Source organism: Pseudomonas sp. B15(2017), assembly GCF_002113215.1.
GTDB lineage: Bacteria > Pseudomonadota > Gammaproteobacteria > Pseudomonadales > Pseudomonadaceae > Aquipseudomonas.
On sequence record NZ_NEJZ01000012.1, the window covers coordinates 35,691 to 53,454 of the forward strand.

The following is a 17,764-nucleotide window of genomic DNA, read 5'->3' on the forward strand; positions in this document are numbered from 1 at the left end:
CCTTGCTGTGGCGGCAGGCATGCATGTGCCCCGCGCCAGCAAGTCCATAAGTGTCATTCACTCCTTGTCTGACCGTTTTTGAGCGGCAGGCTACAACCCGTAAGGAGCATTCATGCGTCATTACGAAATCATCTTTCTGGTCCACCCTGACCAGAGCGAGCAAGTCGGCGGCATGGTTGAGCGTTACACCAAGCTGATCGAAGAAGACGGCGGCAAAATCCACCGTCTGGAAGACTGGGGCCGTCGTCAACTGGCCTACGCAATCAACAATGTTCACAAGGCTCACTACGTGATGCTGAACGTTGAGTGCACCGGCAAGGCCCTGGCCGAGCTGGAAGACAACTTCCGCTACAACGATGCTGTGATCCGTAACCTGGTCATCCGTCGCGACGAAGCCGTTACCGGCCAGTCCGAGATGCTCAAGGCTGAAGAAAACCGCAGTGAGCGCCGTGAGCGTCGCGAACGTCCTGAGCACGATGGCAGCGCCGATGGCGATGACAGCGATAGCGACAGCGACAACAGCGATAACGCTGACGAGTAATCCACGGACCTTTTAAGGAGCCTATCAAATGGCACGTTTCTTCCGTCGTCGTAAATTCTGCCGCTTCACCGCTGAAGACGTGAAGGAGATCGACTACAAAGATCTCAACACTCTGAAAGCCTACGTATCCGAGACCGGCAAAATCGTTCCAAGCCGCATCACCGGTACCAAAGCTCGTTATCAGCGTCAGCTGGCCACCGCTATCAAGCGCGCCCGCTTCCTGGCCCTGCTGGCCTACACCGACAGCCACGGCCGCTGAGACCGGGCAGTCGACAAGTAGCAAAGGATTGAATGCATGCGTGCCTTAGCTGAGTTCATCATGCGCGGCCGTATGCAGGCCACTCTTGTAGTGGCCGGGTGTGCAACATTGCCGTTGTTGTATTGGTTGGGTGCTGCCGCCGGAAGCCTGGTGCTTCTGCGGCGCGGATTGGCCGACGCCCTGGGCGTCGTGTCGCTGGGACTGCTGCCGGCATTGATCTGGTGGTTGTATGCCGATGACCCACGTGCGCTTCTGGTGCTGCTGGGGTCTTCGGGGCTTGCGCTGGTGTTGCGCGCAAGCGAGTCCTGGGTCCGTACGCTGCTGGTCAGCGTGGCCATGGGGCTGGTGTTTTCAGTGGTGCTCGGGGCGGCGTTTGCGCCCCAGATCGAGATGCTGGCGCAGGCCTTGATAAAGGTCATGCCCGCGCTTCTCGGTGATGCCTACCAACATTTGTCGGTAGACGAGCAGGCGCGTTTCGCGTCGCTGATCGCACCGGTCCTGACCGGCCTGATTGCGGCCTTGTTGCAGATCGTCAGCGTGCTGAGCCTGATTGTCGGGCGGTACTGGCAGGCGTTGTTGTACAACCCGGGTGGTTTTGGTCGCGAGTTTCGCGCCATCCGGATCCCGCTGGGGCTGGCGATGTTACTGCTGGCGTTGATGCTTCTGGGCCCGAACCTCGGTGCACAGATGGCCATGTTGACGCCGTTGTGCAGTGTACCGCTGGTGTTCGCCGGGCTGGCCCTGATTCACGGGCTGGTGGCGCAAAGGCGACTGGCCGGTTTCTGGCTGGTGGGGTTGTACGTGACGCTGTTGCTGTTCATGCAGCTGATCTATCCGTTGCTCGTGGTTCTGGCCATTGTCGACAGCCTGATTGATTTTCGCGGTCGGGTGTCGAAAGACACCGATAACGCGAACGGTGAAGGTTAAAAGTTAAGAGGATTTCCACATGCAACTGATCCTTCTGGAAAAAATCGCCAACCTGGGCAACCTGGGCGACAAAGTAAACGTTAAGGCCGGTTACGGCCGTAACTACCTGCTGCCTTTCGGCAAAGCCACCGCTGCGACCGCTGCCAACCTGGCTGCGTTCGAAGAGCGTCGCGCTGAGCTGGAAAAAGCCGCCGCAGACCGTAAAGCATCGGCTGAAAGCCGTGCTGCCCAACTGGCCGAGCTGGAAGTGACCATCACTGCCACCGCTGGCGACGAAGGCAAGCTGTTCGGTTCGATCGGTACTCACGACATCGCTGACGCACTGACCGCCTCCGGCGTTGAAGTTGCGAAAAGCGAAGTTCGTCTGCCGAACGGCACCATCCGCAACGTGGGTGAATTCGACGTGGCTGTGCACCTGCACGCCGAAGTTGAAGCCACCGTACGCGTTGTCGTGGTAGCAGCATAAGCAACACCCTGATCGACTGGCGGCTTGTCCGGCAGACGGTTAACATCGGGCACGATCCTGTTTACAGGTCGTGCCCTTTGTCTTTCTGCACTCCCTGCTTTTCCTGATTAAAAAGTGGCCATGAACGAAATCTCCGCTCCCGAGCAATATGATCTGCAAACCGCCGCGCTGAAGGTGCCGCCGCATTCCATCGAGGCCGAACAGGCCGTGCTCGGTGGTCTGATGCTGGACAACAACGCCTGGGAACGGGTGCTCGATCAAGTCTCCGACGGCGATTTCTACCGACATGACCACCGTCTGATTTTCCGAGCGATCGCCAAACTGGCCGATCAGAACCTGCCAATCGACGTCGTGACCCTTGCCGAACAACTGGACAAGGAAGGTCAGACCTCGCAGGTCGGCGGCCTCGGTTATCTTGGCGAGCTGGCGAAAAACACGCCGTCCGTCGCCAACATCAAGGCCTATGCGCAGATCGTCCGCCAGCGTGCGACGTTGCGTCAGCTGATCGGAATCAGCACCGAAATTGCCGACAGCGCCTTCAACCCCGAGGGTCGCACCGCCGAGGAAATCCTCGACGAAGCCGAGCGGCAGATCTTCGCGATTGCCGAGGCCCGGCCGAAAACCGGCGGCCCGGTGGGTGTCAATGACCTGCTCACCAAGGCCATCGACCGCATCGATACGCTGTTCAACACCTCGGATGCGATCACCGGCCTGTCCACCGGCTACACCGACCTCGACGAGAAGACCAGCGGCCTGCAACCGGCCGACTTGATCATCGTCGCCGGCCGTCCGTCGATGGGTAAGACGACTTTCGCGATGAACCTGGTGGAAAACGCCGTGTTGCGCAGCGACAAGGTGGTGCTGGTGTACTCCCTCGAGATGCCAGGCGAATCGCTGATCATGCGTATGCTGTCGTCCCTCGGTCGGATCGACCAGACCAAGGTGCGTTCCGGCCAGCTGGAAGACGACGACTGGCCGCGCCTGACCTCGGCGGTCAATCTGCTCAACGATCGCAAGCTGTTCATCGACGACACTGCCGGTATCAGCCCGTCGGAGATGCGTGCCCGGACCCGGCGTCTGGTGCGCGAGCACGGCGACATCGGCCTGATCATGATCGACTACCTGCAGTTGATGCAGATTCCCGGCTCCAGTGGTGACAACCGGACCAACGAGATTTCCGAGATCTCCCGATCCCTGAAAGCCCTGGCCAAGGAATTCAACTGCCCCGTGGTTGCCCTGTCGCAGCTCAACCGCTCCCTGGAGCAACGTCCCAACAAGCGTCCGGTGAACTCCGACTTGCGGGAATCCGGAGCGATCGAGCAGGACGCCGACGTGATCATGTTTGTGTACCGGGACGAGGTGTATCACCCGGAAACCGAACACAAGGGCATCGCCGAAATCATCATCGGCAAGCAGCGGAACGGCCCGATCGGTTTCATCCGCCTGGCCTTCATCGGCAAGTACACGCGCTTCGAAAACCTCGCGCCGGGCAGTTACAACTTCGACGACGACGAGTAACTCCGCCCTCGTCTGACAGCCCATGATATTTCCGACCACAGCCGTCGGAATTGGTCATTTTTTGTGCTATATTCCGCGCCCGCGATTTTGCACCTCAACACCGGTCATCGACATGCAAGCAGCCAAGCCGTTATTTGACTATCCAAAATACTGGGCCGAATGTTTCGGGCCGGCGCCATTTCTGCCGATGAGCAGGGAGGAGATGGATCAGCTTGGCTGGGATTCCTGCGACATCATCATTGTCACGGGTGATGCCTACGTCGATCACCCGTCGTTCGGCATGGCGATCATCGGCCGGCTGCTGGAGTCGCAAGGCTTCCGCGTCGGGATCATTGCCCAGCCTGACTGGCAGTCCAAAGACGACTTCATGAAGCTCGGCGAGCCGAACCTGTTCTTCGGCGTCGCGGCCGGCAACATGGACTCGATGATCAACCGCTACACCGCGGACAAGAAAATTCGCTCCGACGACGCCTACACCCCGGGCGGCATGGCCGGCAAACGTCCGGATCGTGCGAGCCTGGTCTACAGCCAGCGCTGCAAGGAAGCCTACAAGCACGTGCCGATCGTGCTCGGCGGCATCGAAGCCTCCCTGCGCCGCATCGCCCACTACGACTATTGGCAAGATCGCGTGCGCAACTCGATCCTGATCGACGCCAGCGCCGACATCCTGCTCTACGGCAACGCAGAGCGAGCGATTGTCGAAGTCGCCCAGCGTCTGTCCTACGGTCACAAGATCGAAGACATCACCGATGTGCACGGCACCGCGTTCATCCGTCGTGACACCCCGGCGGGCTGGTACGAAGTCGACTCCACGCGCATCGACCGTCCGGGCAAGATCGACAAGATCATCAACCCGTACGTCAACACCCAGGACACGGCGGCTTGCGCCATCGAGCAGGAAAAAGGCCCTGTCGATGATCCGCAGGAAGCCAAGGTCGTGCAGATCCTGGCCAGCCCGAAAATGACCCGTGACAAGACCGTGATCCGCCTGCCGTCGATGGAAAAGGTGCGTAACGATCCGGTCCTGTATGCCCACGCCAACCGCGTGCTGCACCTGGAAACCAACCCGGGCAACGCCCGCGCGCTGGTGCAGAAGCATGGCGAGATCGACGTCTGGTTCAACCCGCCGCCGATTCCGATGACCACTGAAGAAATGGACTACGTGTTCGGCATGCCTTACGCACGTGTCCCGCATCCTGCGTATGGCAAGGAAAAGATCCCGGCCTACGACATGATCCGCTTCTCGGTGAACATCATGCGTGGCTGCTTCGGCGGCTGCACCTTCTGCTCGATCACCGAGCACGAAGGCCGGATCATCCAGAACCGTTCCGAAGAGTCGATCATTCGCGAAATCGAAGAGATCCGCGACAAGGTGCCAGGTTTCACCGGCGTCATCTCCGACCTCGGCGGCCCGACCGCGAACATGTACCGCATCGCCTGCAAGAGCCCGGAAATCGAATCCGCGTGCCGCAAGCCGTCCTGCGTGTTCCCGGGCATCTGTCCGAACCTGAACACCGACCACTCGTCGTTGATCCAGCTGTACCGCAGCGCCCGTGCGCTGCCGGGCGTGAAGAAGATCCTGATCGCCTCGGGTCTGCGCTACGACCTCGCGGTTGAATCGCCGGAATACGTCAAGGAGCTGGTGACCCACCACGTCGGTGGTTATCTGAAGATCGCCCCGGAGCACACCGAGGAAGGTCCGCTCAACCAGATGATGAAACCGGGGATCGGCACCTACGACCGCTTCAAGCGCATGTTCGAGAAGTTCTCGAAGGAAGCGGGCAAGGAGCAGTACCTGATTCCGTACTTCATCGCGGCCCACCCGGGCACCACCGATGAGGACATGATGAACCTGGCTCTGTGGCTCAAGGGCAACGGTTTCCGTGCCGACCAGGTGCAGGCGTTCTATCCGTCGCCGATGGCCTCGGCCACCGCCATGTATCACTCGGGCAAGAACCCGCTGCGCAAGGTCACCTACAAGAGCGACGGCGTGACCATCGTCAAGAGCGAGGAGCAGCGCCGCCTGCACAAGGCGTTCCTGCGTTATCACGATCCGAAGGGCTGGCCGATGCTGCGTGAAGCGCTGATCCGCATGGGCCGTGGCGACCTGATCGGGCCGGGCAAGCACCAGTTGATCCCGCTGCATCAGCCGGCCACCGACAGCTACCAGAGTGCCCGTCGCAAGAACTCGACGCCGGCCGGCAGCCATAAGGTCGCGAAAGAGAAGACCACCAAGATCCTTACCCAGCACACCGGTCTGCCACCGCGTGCCAGCGACGGCGGCAATCCTTGGGACAAGCGTGAACAGGCCAAGGCCGCGGCATTCGCCCGCAACCAGCAGGCCGCCAAGGAGCGCAAGGAAGCGGCGAAAGGCAAAGGGCCGAAACCGGCACGCAAGCCGGTCGTACCGCGCTGAAACGCACTTGAGCTGAACAGAACGCCAACTTTCGGGTTGGCGTTTTGCTGATCGTTCCCACGTCGAGGCGTCGAACCGTCTGCGTGGGAATGCCTCTAGGGACGCTCCGCGTCCAGTGACGCAGAGCGTCACGGGCTGCATTCCCACGCGGGAGCGTGGGAACGATCAAGTACCAAGCCGCTTTCGCAACATTTGCGTGCAACTGTGCCAAACCATTTCACCGCATCGCCCGATTTTGGTGCTGTACTGCCCTGAGCATTCCGGGAAAGCGCCCAAGCCTCTGCATGGCATAAGTCTTGCGCGCTTTCGAATACGCTTGGGCTCGCAGGAGGCACGCCGTGTCGATTCATGTCGCATTGCATCACGTCACGCATTACCGCTACGACCGCGCTGTCGAACTCGGCCCGCAGATCGTGCGTTTGCGCCCGGCTGCCCACAGCCGCACGCGGATTCTGTCTTATTCACTGAAGGTCTCGCCCGAACAGCACTTCATCAACTGGCAGCAGGACCCTCAGGGCAACTACCTCGCACGCCTGGTGTTTCCCGAGAAAACCGCCGAACTGCGGATCGAGGTCGATCTGCTGGCCGAGATGGCGGTGTTCAATCCGTTCGACTTTTTCCTCGAGCCCTACGCCGAGAAAATCCCCTTCGCCTACGCCGCCGATGAACGCAAGGAACTGGCGCCGTACCTCGAAACCCTGCCGCTGACGCCGAAGTTCAAGGCGTACCTGGACGCCATCGACCGCACGCCGCTGCCGGCCGTGGATTTCCTGGTGGCGCTCAACCAGCGTCTGAGCGAAGACATCAATTACCTGATTCGCATGGAGCCGGGCGTACAGACCCCGGAGCACACGCTTGAACACGCCTCCGGCTCTTGTCGCGACTCCGCTTGGCTGCTGGTGCAACTGCTGCGCAATCTCGGACTGGCGGCACGTTTCGTCTCCGGTTACCTGATCCAACTGACGGCCGACGTGAAAAGCCTCGACGGCCCGTCCGGCACCGAAGTGGACTTCACCGACCTGCACGCCTGGTGCGAGGTGTACCTGCCCGGCGCCGGCTGGATCGGTCTTGATGCGACCTCCGGACTGTTCGCCGGGGAAGGGCATATTCCGCTGGCCTGCAGTCCCGATCCGTCCTCGGCGGCGCCGATCAGTGGAATGGTGGAGCCTTGCGAATGCGAGTTCAGCCACGACATGTCGGTGGAGCGGATCTGGGAAGCCCCACGCGTCACCAAGCCCTACACCGATGAGCAATGGCTGGCGATCCAGGCGCTGGGTCGGCAGATCGATGCCGACCTGCTGGAAGGTGATGTACGCCTGACCATGGGGGGCGAACCGACCTTCGTATCCATCGACGACCCCGACGGCGCCGAATGGAACACCGCCGCGCTGGGCCCGGACAAGCGCCGGCTCTCCGCCGAACTGTTCCAGCGCATGCGCAAGCACTACGCACCCAAAGGGCTGGTGCATTTCGGCCAGGGCAAGTGGTATCCGGGCGAGCAACTGCCGCGCTGGTCGCTGAATTGCTACTGGCGTCGCGACGGCGTGCCGATCTGGCACAACAACGCGCTGATCGCCGATGAGCAGCAGGACTACGGCGCCGATGGCGCACTGGCCGGGCGTTTTCTGGCAAGCGTCGCCGAACGCCTGAAATTGCCGACACGCTTTGTTTTTCCGGCCTACGAAGACAATTTTTATTACCTCTGGCGCGAGGGCGCCTTGCCGAGCAACGTCAGCGCCGAAGACTCGCGTCTGGAGGAACCTCTGGAACGTGCGCGACTGCGCAAGGTGTTCAGTCAGGGGCTGGACAAGGTCATCGGCCAGGTACTGCCGCTGGCGCGCACCGCCAAGGGCGATCAATGGCAGAGCGGGCGCTGGTATCTGCGCGATGAACATTGCCGGCTGGTGCCGGGGGATTCACCGCTCGGGTATCGCCTGCCGTTGGGCTCGCAGCCCTGGGTGAAGGCGGCGGAGTATCCGTTCATTCATCCGAATGACCCGAATCAGGACTTTCCCGAACTGCCCGAAACATCGCAGCTCAATGATCACCGTGAGCCGGCTCCGGTGGACGAGCGTGTGCCGAAGATTGACGAATCCGCCGACTGGCTGACCCGCACGGCATTCTGCGCCGAGGCCCGGGAAGGCCGGTTGTACCTGTTCATGCCACCGCTGGAGCGGGTCGAGGATTATCTGGAACTGGTGGCTGCCATCGAAGCCACTGCCGAGGAACTGCATTGCCCGGTATTGCTGGAGGGTTATGAGCCGCCGAGCGATCCGCGTCTGAGCAACTTCCGCATTACGCCGGATCCCGGCGTGATTGAGGTCAACGTACAGCCGTCGGCGACCTGGGATGAGTTGGTCGAGCGCACCGAGTTTCTGTACGAAGAAGCGCGCCAGACCCGACTGTCCACCGAGAAATTCATGGTCGACGGACGACATACCGGAACCGGCGGCGGCAACCATTTCGTGCTTGGTGGCGCGACTCCGGGCGATTCACCGTTTCTGCGCCGTCCGGATCTGCTGCGCAGCCTGATCAGCTACTGGCACAACCATCCTTCGCTGTCCTACCTGTTTTCCGGACTGTTCATCGGCCCGACCTCTCAGGCGCCGCGAGTCGATGAAGCGCGCAACGATGCGCTATATGAGCTGGAAATCGCTTTCGCGCAGATGCCGGCGCCGGGAGAAGACTGCCCGCCGTGGCTGGTCGATCGCTTGCTGCGCAACTTGCTGATCGACGTCACCGGCAACACCCACCGCGCCGAGTTCTGCATCGACAAGCTGTATTCACCGGATGGCGCCACCGGGCGCCTCGGTCTGCTGGAGTTGCGCGCGTTCGAGATGCCGCCCCATGCGCGCATGAGTCTGGCGCAACAGCTGTTGTTGCGGGCGCTGGTGGCGCGGTTCTGGCGCGAGCCTTATGCGCCGCCGAAGCTGGTGCGTTGGGGGACGGAACTGCACGACCGCTTCCTCTTGCCGCACTTCATCGAGCAGGACTTCGCCGACGTCATCGTCGAACTCAACAATGCCGGTTACCCCTTGCGCGCCGAATGGTTTGCGGCGCATCTGGAGTTTCGCTTTCCCAAGGTCGGCGACTACACCGTCAACGGTATCGAACTGGAATTGCGTCAGGCCCTTGAACCCTGGCATGTGCTGGGCGAGGAGGGCGCGGCGGGTGGTACGGTGCGCTATGTCGATTCATCGCTGGAGCGCTTGCAGGTCAAGCTTTCGGGGCTGCCGCCGCAGCGTTATCTGCTGACCTGCAATGGCATCCCGGTGCCGCTGCAATCGACCGGCCGGGTGGGCGAGTTTGTTGCCGGTGTGCGTTTTCGCGCATGGCAACCGGCCAACTGCCTGCAACCGACGATCCCGGTGCATGCGCCGCTGGTGTTCGACTTGCTTGATACCTGGATGCAGCGCTCGCTGGGCGGTTGCCAGTACCACGTCGCGCATCCGGGCGGGCGCAATTACGAAACGCTGCCGGTCAACGCCAACGAAGCGGAGAGCCGGCGCATGGCGCGTTTCTTCCGCATCGGACATACGCCGGGGAAACTTCCTATACCGAATCTGACTATTTCCGACGAGTTTCCGATGACACTCGATTTACGACGCTTTTGATTCGTACACGACCCCCGGATTTTTCGTATATCCGGGCGTCATGTGCCTGCGTTAGTCTGACCGAACCTTGCCGGCTGCCGAGCTTTCCATGCCTGACCTGCTTGACCGCTACCCGCTTACGGCGGGCACCTATCACGAACTGCTCGACGACAGCGGAGCGGTGCGCCCGCACTGGCGGCGACTGGTCGACCAATTGCAGCGCAGCACTCCGGCGCAACTGGCGCAGCGCCAGGCGTTGCTGACCCGGCAGATTCAGGAAAACGGCGTCACCTACAACGTCTATGCCGACCCCAAGGGTGCGGATCGTCCTTGGGAGCTGGACCTGCTGCCCCATGTGATCGCCGCCGATGAGTGGCAACAGCTGTCTGCCGGAATCGCCCAGCGCGCGCGGCTGCTCAATGCGGTGCTGGCGGACCTGTATGGCCCGCAACAGTTGATTCGCGAAGGCTTGCTACCGGCGGAGCTGGTGTTCGGTCACAACAACTTCCTCTGGCCCTGTCAGGGCATTGCGCCGCCGGATGGGGCCTTTCTGCATCTGTATGCCGTGGATCTGGCGCGCACGCCGGACGGGCGCTGGTGGGTGACGGCGGATCGTACTCAGGCGCCATCGGGTGCCGGTTACGCGCTGGAAAACCGCACCATCGTGTCCCGTGCCTTCCCCGAGATGTACCGGGATATGAAGGTGCAGCATCTGGCCGGATTCTTCCGCACCTTGCAGGAAACCCTGGCCCGTCAGGCGCCTTGCGACGATGACGCACCGCTGGTGGTGTTGCTGACCCCAGGGCGTTTCAACGAGAGCTATTTCGAACATCTTTATCTGGCGCGCCAGCTCGGTTATCCGCTGGTGGAGGGCGGTGACCTGACGGTGCGCGATGCCACGGTCTACCTGAAAACCCTCAGTGGCCTGCGCCGGGTACACGCGATCATGCGCCGGCTCGACGATGACTTTTGCGATCCGCTGGAGTTGCGCACGGATTCGGCGCTCGGCGTTCCGGGATTGCTGGAGGCGGTGCGTCAGGGCCGGGTGCTGGTGGCCAATGCGCTGGGCAGCGGGGTGCTGGAGTCGCCGGGGCTGCTGGGTTTCCTGCCGAAGATCAATCAGTACCTGTTCGGCGAAGAGCTGATCCTGCCGTCCATTGCCACGTGGTGGTGCGGTGAGGTGCCGGTGTTGGCCCAGGCGCTGGAGAAACTGCCGGAGCTGTTGATCAAACCGGCGTTCCCGTCGCAAAGCTTCGCTCCGGTTTTTGCCCGGGATCTGAGCGAAAAACAGCGTGAAAGTCTCGCCGCGCGCATGCAGGCCCGTCCTTATGCGTACGTTGCGCAAGAACTCGCCCAGTTGTCCCAGGCACCGATCTGGCAGCCCGAGGACGGGCAACTGCAACCCCGGGCAATCGGCATGCGCATGTACGCCGTGGCCAGTCACGACGGTTATCGGGTGCTGCCTGGTGGGCTGACCCGGGTCGCGGCCGAAGCCGATGCCGAAGTGGTATCGATGCAGCGCGGCGGCGCGAGCAAGGACACCTGGGTGCTGGGGGACCGGCCGCCAAGCGGCGAGCAGTGGAAAGCCCAGCGCAACATCGGCGTGCCTGATCTGGTGCGCCGCGATCCGTATCTGCCGTCGCGGGTGGTGGAGAACCTGTTCTGGTTCGGCCGTTACTGCGAGCGTTGCGACGACAGTGCGCGGCTGCTGCGGATCATGCTGGCGCGCTACGTCGACGGCGATGACCCGCAGGCCCTGCAGGCTGCCGTGGAGCTCGGCGAGCGACTGATGCTGCTGCCGGACGAAGGCAAGCTGCCGGAGCGTCTGCTCGCGGCACTGCTCGGCGAGGACTGGTCGTTCAGCCTGCGCTCCAACCTGCAACGCTTGCAGTGGGCGGCATCCCAGGTGCGCGGCAAGCTGTCCCGTGAAAACTGGCAGGCGCTGGTGGAGCTGCAACGCGAGGCTTCGGAGCTGGACACCGACGAACCGGATTTTGGCGAACTGCTGGATTTTCTCAACCGATTGGTGATGTCGCTGGCGGCGCTGTCCGGGTTTGCTCTCGATGACATGACCCGCGACGAAGGCTGGCGTTTCCTGATGATCGGCCGGCGGATCGAGCGCCTGCAGTTTCTCAGCAGCAGCCTCGCGGGATTCCTGCGCGGCGCCGGGGCATTCGATCAGGCCGGGCTTGAGTGGTTGCTGGAGTTGGGGAATAGCAGCATCACCTATCGCTCGCGCTATCTGGCGGTGGCGCAATTGATTCCGGTGCTCGACCTGTTGCTGCTGGATGAGCAGAACCCCCATGCGGTGCTGTTCCAGTTGAAGCTGGTGACCCGCACCCTCAAGCGTCTGAACGATGATTTCGGTGTGCCGAGGGAGGCTGGATTGCCGCCGCTGGTCGAGCGTCTGGCGCGTTTCGACCTGAGCTGTCTGGAGAATCCGCTGTTCGGCGAATCCAGCGTGCGCGCGGCCCTCGATGGTCTGGCGGATCTGTTGCAGGAGATCGCCGACGCCAGCAGTCAGGTGTCGGATCGTCTGGCGCTGCGCCATTTCGCCCATGTCGATGATGTCAGCCAGCGCACGGTGTCCGTCTGATGAGCGCCCATTACCAGATCTTTCACGACACCTGCTATCGCTATGACAGCCCGGTGTCCCTGGCTCAGCAACTGGCGCACCTGTGGCCGCGCGAATGCGAGTGGCAGCGCTGCACCGAACAGCAATTACTGATCAGTCCGGAGCCGACCACCCGCCGTGACGAGCAGGATGTGTTCGGCAATCCGCTGACCCGCCTGGCCTTCGAACGGCCACATGATGAGTTGCAGGTCAATGCACGGCTGACGGTCGAGGTGCTGGCACGGCCCGTGGTGGATTTCCATCAGTCGCCGGCCTGGGAATTGACGCGTAACGCGCTGACCTACAGCAGCCAGCCGCTGTCTGCTTCGTTGCTGGAAGCCTGCCGCTATCGATTCCAGTCGCCCTACGTGCACCTGAAGCGCAGTTTCGTCGAGTTCTCGGAGAGCTGTTTCCCGGCCGGCAGACCATTGATGCTGGGTGTGCAGGCTCTGATGCAGAAGATCTTCAGCGAATTCACCTTCGACGCCGAAGCCACGCAAGTCGCGACGCCACTCGTTGAAGTGCTGGAGCGCCGGCGCGGGGTCTGTCAGGACTTCGCGCACTTGATGCTCGCCTGCGTGCGATCACGCGGGTTGGCGGCGCGTTACGTCAGCGGCTATCTGCTGACTCAACCGCCACCGGGGCAGCCACGGTTGATCGGTGCCGATGCGTCCCATGCCTGGGTTTCAGTGTTTTGCCCGGTGCTGGGCTGGGTGGATTTCGACCCGACGAACAATGTGCAGCCGGCGCTGGAGCACATCACCTTGGCCTGGGGGCGGGATTTCTCCGATGTGTCGCCGTTGCGCGGGGTGATATTGGGCGGTGGCAATCACGACCCGGAAGTCCGCGTCACCGTGATGCCTCTGGAGGAGTGAAGATCAAATGTGGGAGCGGGCTTGCTCGCGAAAGCAATATGTCAGTCACATCCATCGTGAATGTCACGGCGCTTTCGCAAGCAAGCCCGCTCCCACAGGAATTGCGTTCAGTGGTCCTGCGGTATTGCTCAGGCCTCGGGTGCCTGGTCTTTCGGTGCCTCAACATCATCATCGGTCGCCACTTCACCGTCAGGGTTCAGTGCCGCTTCTTCAGCCATCTGTTTCTTGCGCTGAAGCTTTTCCTCTTTCTTCTGTTCCTTGGCCAGGTCACGTTGACGTTTGGCGAAGGAGTAATTGGGTTTGGCCATGGGCGATCCTCTGGGGTCGAAGGTGAGGTTGAGCGGCGCGTATTCTGCCCTGTATCGGTGCCCGGCGGTTAACCGGGTTTCTGGTCGACCCATTTGGGCGTGACGGTAGGCTTCCAGTTATCGAGGGCTTCGAGCAGCGTTTGCGGCGATTCACTCACTTGCAGCATGTCACGGTGTGGTGCGCGAACGAAGCCTTCGCCGACGATGTGATCGAGAAATGCAGTGAGTTTGCTGTAGAAACCGTTCACTTCCAGCAGGCCCAGCGGCTTGCCGTGGTAGCCGAGCTGGCCCCATGTCCAGACTTCGAACAGCTCTTCCAGAGTGCCGAGGCCGCCGGGAAGGGCGATGAACGCATCGCTGAGTTCGGCCATCCGCGCCTTGCGCGCGTGCATGCCGTCGACTACTTCCAGACGTGTCAGGCTTTTGTGACCGATTTCCTTGTCCATCAGGCTCTGCGGGATGATGCCGATCACTTCGCCACCGGCCGCCAGCGCGGCATCGGCGACAATCCCCATCAGGCCGACGGCGCCACCGCCATAGATCAGGGTCAGCTTACGTTCGGCGATAGCCTTGCCGAGGGCAATGGCGGCTTCGGTGTACGCCGGGGTGGTGCCGGCGTTGGCACCGCAAAATACACAAACGGATGTGAGAGACATGCCTTCCTCCTGGGTCAATCGGTCACAGGGTAATGGCTGGCACGCCCTGATCCAAGGGCTAGACTTCGTGTTTCGGGGTTTCATAAGTACCGCTGGCACCACAGGCGTAGGCGGCGAGCAGACTGCACAACAGGCTGTTGAAGGACATGACGGATGCTCCGGTTGAGTTGAGCCCTGAAGATACGTCCCGCCCAAACGTCTGGCTGTTAGATTGTTTCGATGAGTGTCATAGCCTGAAAGTTGTATACAATTTTTGACTCAAGTCATAGGAACTTGCGAAGATTTCAGGCAGTCTTCCAACCATTCGTGTTTTGTTAACCCTGCCTTGGAGATTCACCATGTTTTCCAAAGTTGTTGCGGTATCCCTGCTGGCGCTGGCCAGCAGCCAATTGATGGCTGCCGAGTGCAAAACCACCGTTGACTCCACCGACCAGATGTCCTTCAATACCAAGGAGATCGTGATCGACAAGAGCTGCAAGACCTTCACCGTCGAACTGACCCACTCCGGCAGCCTGCCGAAGAACGTCATGGGCCATAACCTGGTGATCAGCAAAGAAGCCGACATGCAGCCGATCGCCACCGACGGCCTGGCCGCCGGCATCGACAAGAACTACCTGAAGGACGGCGACGAGCGCGTCATCGCTCACACCAAAATCATCGGCGCCAAGGAAACCGACTCGCTGACCATCGACGTATCCAAGTTGAAGGCTGACGAAAAGTACGGCTTCTTCTGCTCGTTCCCGGGCCACATCTCGATGATGAAAGGCACCGTGACCCTGAAGTAAGCAACACAGGGTCAAAAAAAAGCGTCCCGAGGGACGCTTTTTTTATGCCCGGAATTCAAGGCGCAAACGGCATGACGCGCTTGTGATGAGTCTTTTTGTAGGTGTTGACGATGATGTCGAACGCCTCCTGACGCACCGGCTCGCCGTGCAGGAAAGCGTCGATCTCGGCGTAGGTCACGCCGTGGGACGCTTCGTCCGGTTTGCCCGGCGACAGGTCTTCCAGATCCGCCGTCGGCACTTTTTCCACCAGCGATTCCGGTGCCCCGAAGCTGCGGGCGATGGCCCGGACCTGGTTTTTCACCAGACCGCTCAGCGGTGCCAGATCGCAGGCGCCGTCACCGAACTTGGTGAAGAAACCCATTACCGCTTCCGCCGCGTGGTCGGTGCCGATCACCAGACCATGCGCCGCGCCGGCGATCGTGTACTGGGCGACCATGCGCATCCGCGCCTTGGTGTTGCCGAGCACGAAATCCACCGACACCGCGTGCTTGCCTTCGAAGGCTGCGACTTCGCTGGCCAGGGATTTCACTGCCGGGCCGATGTTGACGGTATGGCGCTCGTCCGGGGCGATGAAGTCCACCGAAGCCTGGGCATCGTGCTCATCGAACTGCACGTCGTACGGCAGGCGCACGGCGATGAACTTGTAGGCCTCGTCACCGGTGCGCTCGCGCAGTTCACGCACGGCGCGCTGGGCCAGCAGGCCTGCGGTCAGCGAGTCGACACCGCCGCTGATGCCCAGCACCAGGGTCTTGAGCCCGGAATTGGTCAGGCAATCCTGGATGAAGGTGATGCGTCGGGCGACTTCCGCTTCGAGGGCCTGGTAATCGGCGAACGGCGGCTGAACGTTGAGCTGTTCAGCAATCTCACGCTGTACGGCTTGCATGAATTCACTCCTTGCTAGAAAGGCTGGAAACGGCAGGAACCTGGAAAACGTGTCGCAAATAGGCGACGAAATTCGGGTCTTTGCAGTGGGTCTTGCCCGGCTCGTCGGAGATCTTCGCCACCGGTTGGCCGTTGCAGGCGGTCATTTTAAGCACGATGCTCATCGGTTCGACACCCGGAATGTCACAGGTCAGGTTGGTGCCGATGCCGAAGCTGACATTGATCCGCCCCCGCAGTGCCCGGAAGATCTCCAGCGACTTGGGCAGCGTCAGGCTGTCGGAGAACACCAGAGTCTTGCTCATCGGATCGATGCCGAGCTTGTGATAGTGGGCGATGCATTTTTCGCCCCACAGCACCGGATCCCCGGAATCGTGGCGCAAGCCGTCGAACAGCTTGGCGAAGAACAGATCGAAGTCGCCGAGGAAGGCATCGGTGGTGATGCAGTCGGTCAGGGCGATTCCCAGCAGGCCGCGGTACTCGCGGACCCAGCAATCGAGGGCGGCAATCTGGCTGTCGATCAGTCGCGGGCCGAGTTGCTGGTGCGCCATGATCCACTCGTGGGCCATGGTGCCCAGTGGTTTCATGTCCAGCTCGCGGGACAGGTGCACGTTGCTGGTGCCGACAAAACGCCCGGGGAAATCGTGCTTGAGCACGTTCACCACTTCTTCCTGCACCCGGTAGGAAAACCGTCGACGGGTGCCGAAATCGGCGACCTGCAACTGCGACAGCTCTTCGGCCGAGGCGTTGGCCGTCAGCCAGTCGAACTTGCGGTAAAGCTGTTCGCGGGCCTGTTCCAGCAGCGTTTCGCGGTAGCGATAGCGGTTGCGCACTTCGCTGACGATCGCCAGCAGCGGCACTTCGAACAGGATCACATGCAGCCACGGCCCACGCAGGCGGATGAACAACTCGCCGTTCTCGATGCCGGTGTGCAGGTAGCGCAGGTTGAAGCGGAACAGACCGAGGAAACGCAGGAAATCCGGCTTGAGGAACGAGATGCGCTCGAGAAAGCTCAACTGATCGGCGCTCAGACTCAACTCGGCCAGACGCTCGACCTGAAAGCGGATCTCCGCCAGATACGGACGCAGATCCTCACTGTTACGGCAGCGAAACTCCCATTCGACTTCGACGTTGGGGTAGTTGTGCAGCACCGCCTGCATCATCGTCAGTTTGTAGAAGTCGGTGTCGAGCAGGTTCTGCACGATGCGATCGGCAAACACACTCTCGCTCATAACGGGGTCTCCAGGCGGGCCGCGCATTGGCGCGGTATCAATCAATGGGGCTAGTGGCGCATATCCTGAATGAAGATTGCTAGCGATTTTTTGCTCGGTGGCCTGCTTTCGTCTTTGAAGGCTTTTGCTTTTTTTGTCCTGAAGCAGTTTTTTGTTCGGGATACACATCGAGCGCCGCTTGAATGACCCGCTCAAGTCGCTCCCAGCTTTTTATGTACTCTTCGAGAAGCGAATGCCTAGGGATGAGATTTGTTTCGACCGCTTTGATCATTGCTGCCCTGAGCATTGCATAAGTGGCTGCTTCAGGCATTGGCGAAGCCCCCCTTGAAGGAAAGCTGATCGAGCCTGGCAACGCCATCCTGAAGCAATACATAAACAGGGAGTAGCAGTCGGTAAAGATCTGAGTCATTGATGTCCTTGATGGTTACGGATGTCAGAGTCTCTAGAAGGCCGACAGCCGCGCGGATTCTGAAACAGGCATCTTCGAATAGTTCGCTAGGCGCGGCGTGTGTATCTATTAAATAGGTCGGGCTGTTGGTCGAGTTGGCTTTAAGTGGGGAATAACGATTCATCGGGCGCGTCCTGATAATTGTTTTCGGCTTAATGAGTAGAAGAGCTGTTTGTTCTTTAATTCGATTCGGTGAAGTACTTGTGTATTGGTTCGCTGAGCCATTGCAGGGCAAATGGCTCAGCAC

General features: G+C 60.9%; 16 protein-coding genes. 10 read left to right on the forward strand and 6 right to left on the reverse strand.

Annotated elements, in window-relative coordinates; all coding sequences use genetic code 11:
- Positions 1-112: 112 nt before the first annotated feature.
- The 9 genes from rpsF (at position 113) to CAF73_RS18190 (ending at position 13,209) form a co-directional block, all read left to right on the forward strand.
- Positions 113-541, forward strand: coding sequence for a 30S ribosomal protein S6 (gene rpsF, locus CAF73_RS18150; RefSeq protein ID WP_007950702.1), 429 nt, complete (start codon positions 113-115; stop codon positions 539-541).
- A 28-nt stretch (positions 542-569) separates the two neighbouring features.
- The gene (gene rpsR, locus CAF73_RS18155; RefSeq protein WP_002551829.1) at positions 570-800 is read left to right on the forward strand and encodes a 30S ribosomal protein S18; all 231 of its coding nucleotides are present in this window, start codon (positions 570-572) and stop codon (positions 798-800) included.
- Between the two features lie 36 nt (positions 801-836).
- Complete coding sequence (locus CAF73_RS18160) at positions 837-1,727, forward strand: hypothetical protein (RefSeq protein WP_085703406.1); 891 nt, start codon at positions 837-839, stop codon at positions 1,725-1,727.
- 19 nt (positions 1,728-1,746) lie between these two features.
- Positions 1,747-2,193: a 50S ribosomal protein L9 gene (gene rplI / locus CAF73_RS18165; RefSeq protein WP_003186385.1), complete on the forward strand. Its 447-nt coding sequence runs from the start codon at positions 1,747-1,749 to the stop codon at positions 2,191-2,193.
- Positions 2,194-2,313: 120 nt separating this feature from the next.
- Entirely contained in the window at positions 2,314-3,711 is a 1,398-nt protein-coding gene (gene dnaB, locus CAF73_RS18170; RefSeq protein ID WP_085701303.1) for a replicative DNA helicase, read from the forward strand.
- A 112-nt stretch (positions 3,712-3,823) separates the two neighbouring features.
- Positions 3,824-6,127 carry a YgiQ family radical SAM protein gene (locus CAF73_RS18175; RefSeq protein ID WP_085703407.1) on the forward strand — a complete coding sequence of 768 codons (2,304 nt, stop codon included), beginning with the start codon at positions 3,824-3,826 and terminating at the stop codon, positions 6,125-6,127.
- Between the two features lie 338 nt (positions 6,128-6,465).
- Positions 6,466-9,741 (forward strand): DUF2126 domain-containing protein, encoded by a 3,276-nt coding sequence (locus tag CAF73_RS18180; protein ID WP_085703408.1) that lies wholly within the window; start codon positions 6,466-6,468, stop codon positions 9,739-9,741.
- Positions 9,742-9,829: 88 nt separating this feature from the next.
- Positions 9,830-12,316: a circularly permuted type 2 ATP-grasp protein gene (locus CAF73_RS18185; protein WP_085703409.1), complete on the forward strand. Its 2,487-nt coding sequence runs from the start codon at positions 9,830-9,832 to the stop codon at positions 12,314-12,316.
- Positions 12,316-13,209: a transglutaminase family protein gene (locus tag CAF73_RS18190; protein ID WP_085685125.1), complete on the forward strand. Its 894-nt coding sequence runs from the start codon at positions 12,316-12,318 to the stop codon at positions 13,207-13,209. The genes CAF73_RS18185 and CAF73_RS18190 overlap by 1 nt, the downstream gene beginning before the upstream one ends.
- Positions 13,210-13,337: 128 nt before the next feature.
- Here the strand turns inward: CAF73_RS18190 and CAF73_RS18195 are convergent, their stop codons facing one another.
- Both CAF73_RS18195 and CAF73_RS18200 read right to left on the reverse strand, forming a co-directional pair.
- The gene (locus tag CAF73_RS18195; protein WP_085701299.1) at positions 13,338-13,517 is read right to left on the reverse strand and encodes a hypothetical protein; all 180 of its coding nucleotides are present in this window, start codon (positions 13,515-13,517) and stop codon (positions 13,338-13,340) included.
- Between the two features lie 68 nt (positions 13,518-13,585).
- A complete protein-coding gene (locus tag CAF73_RS18200) occupies positions 13,586-14,173 on the reverse strand; it encodes a TIGR00730 family Rossman fold protein (RefSeq protein ID WP_085703410.1) in 588 nt (195 codons plus the stop codon).
- Between the two features lie 338 nt (positions 14,174-14,511).
- Between CAF73_RS18200 and azu the strand changes: the two genes are divergently transcribed.
- Positions 14,512-14,958 (forward strand): azurin, encoded by a 447-nt coding sequence (azu, locus tag CAF73_RS18205; RefSeq protein WP_085701297.1) that lies wholly within the window; start codon positions 14,512-14,514, stop codon positions 14,956-14,958.
- A gap of 55 nt (positions 14,959-15,013) precedes the next feature.
- Here azu and nadE read toward each other — a convergent pair whose 3' ends face one another.
- The 4 genes from nadE to CAF73_RS18220 all read right to left on the reverse strand — a co-directional run bounded on the left by nadE (position 15,014) and on the right by CAF73_RS18220 (position 17,641).
- Positions 15,014-15,841 carry an ammonia-dependent NAD(+) synthetase gene (gene nadE, locus CAF73_RS18210; RefSeq protein ID WP_085701296.1) on the reverse strand — a complete coding sequence of 276 codons (828 nt, stop codon included), beginning with the start codon at positions 15,839-15,841 and terminating at the stop codon, positions 15,014-15,016.
- A 4-nt stretch (positions 15,842-15,845) separates the two neighbouring features.
- Complete coding sequence (pncB, locus tag CAF73_RS18215) at positions 15,846-17,069, reverse strand: nicotinate phosphoribosyltransferase (protein ID WP_085648080.1); 1,224 nt, start codon at positions 17,067-17,069, stop codon at positions 15,846-15,848.
- A 79-nt stretch (positions 17,070-17,148) separates the two neighbouring features.
- Positions 17,149-17,379, reverse strand: coding sequence for a hypothetical protein (locus tag CAF73_RS29875; RefSeq protein WP_139834851.1), 231 nt, complete (start codon positions 17,377-17,379; stop codon positions 17,149-17,151).
- Positions 17,372-17,641 carry a hypothetical protein gene (locus CAF73_RS18220; protein ID WP_085703411.1) on the reverse strand — a complete coding sequence of 90 codons (270 nt, stop codon included), beginning with the start codon at positions 17,639-17,641 and terminating at the stop codon, positions 17,372-17,374. The genes CAF73_RS29875 and CAF73_RS18220 overlap by 8 nt, the downstream gene beginning before the upstream one ends.
- Positions 17,642-17,764: the final 123 nt, after the last annotated feature.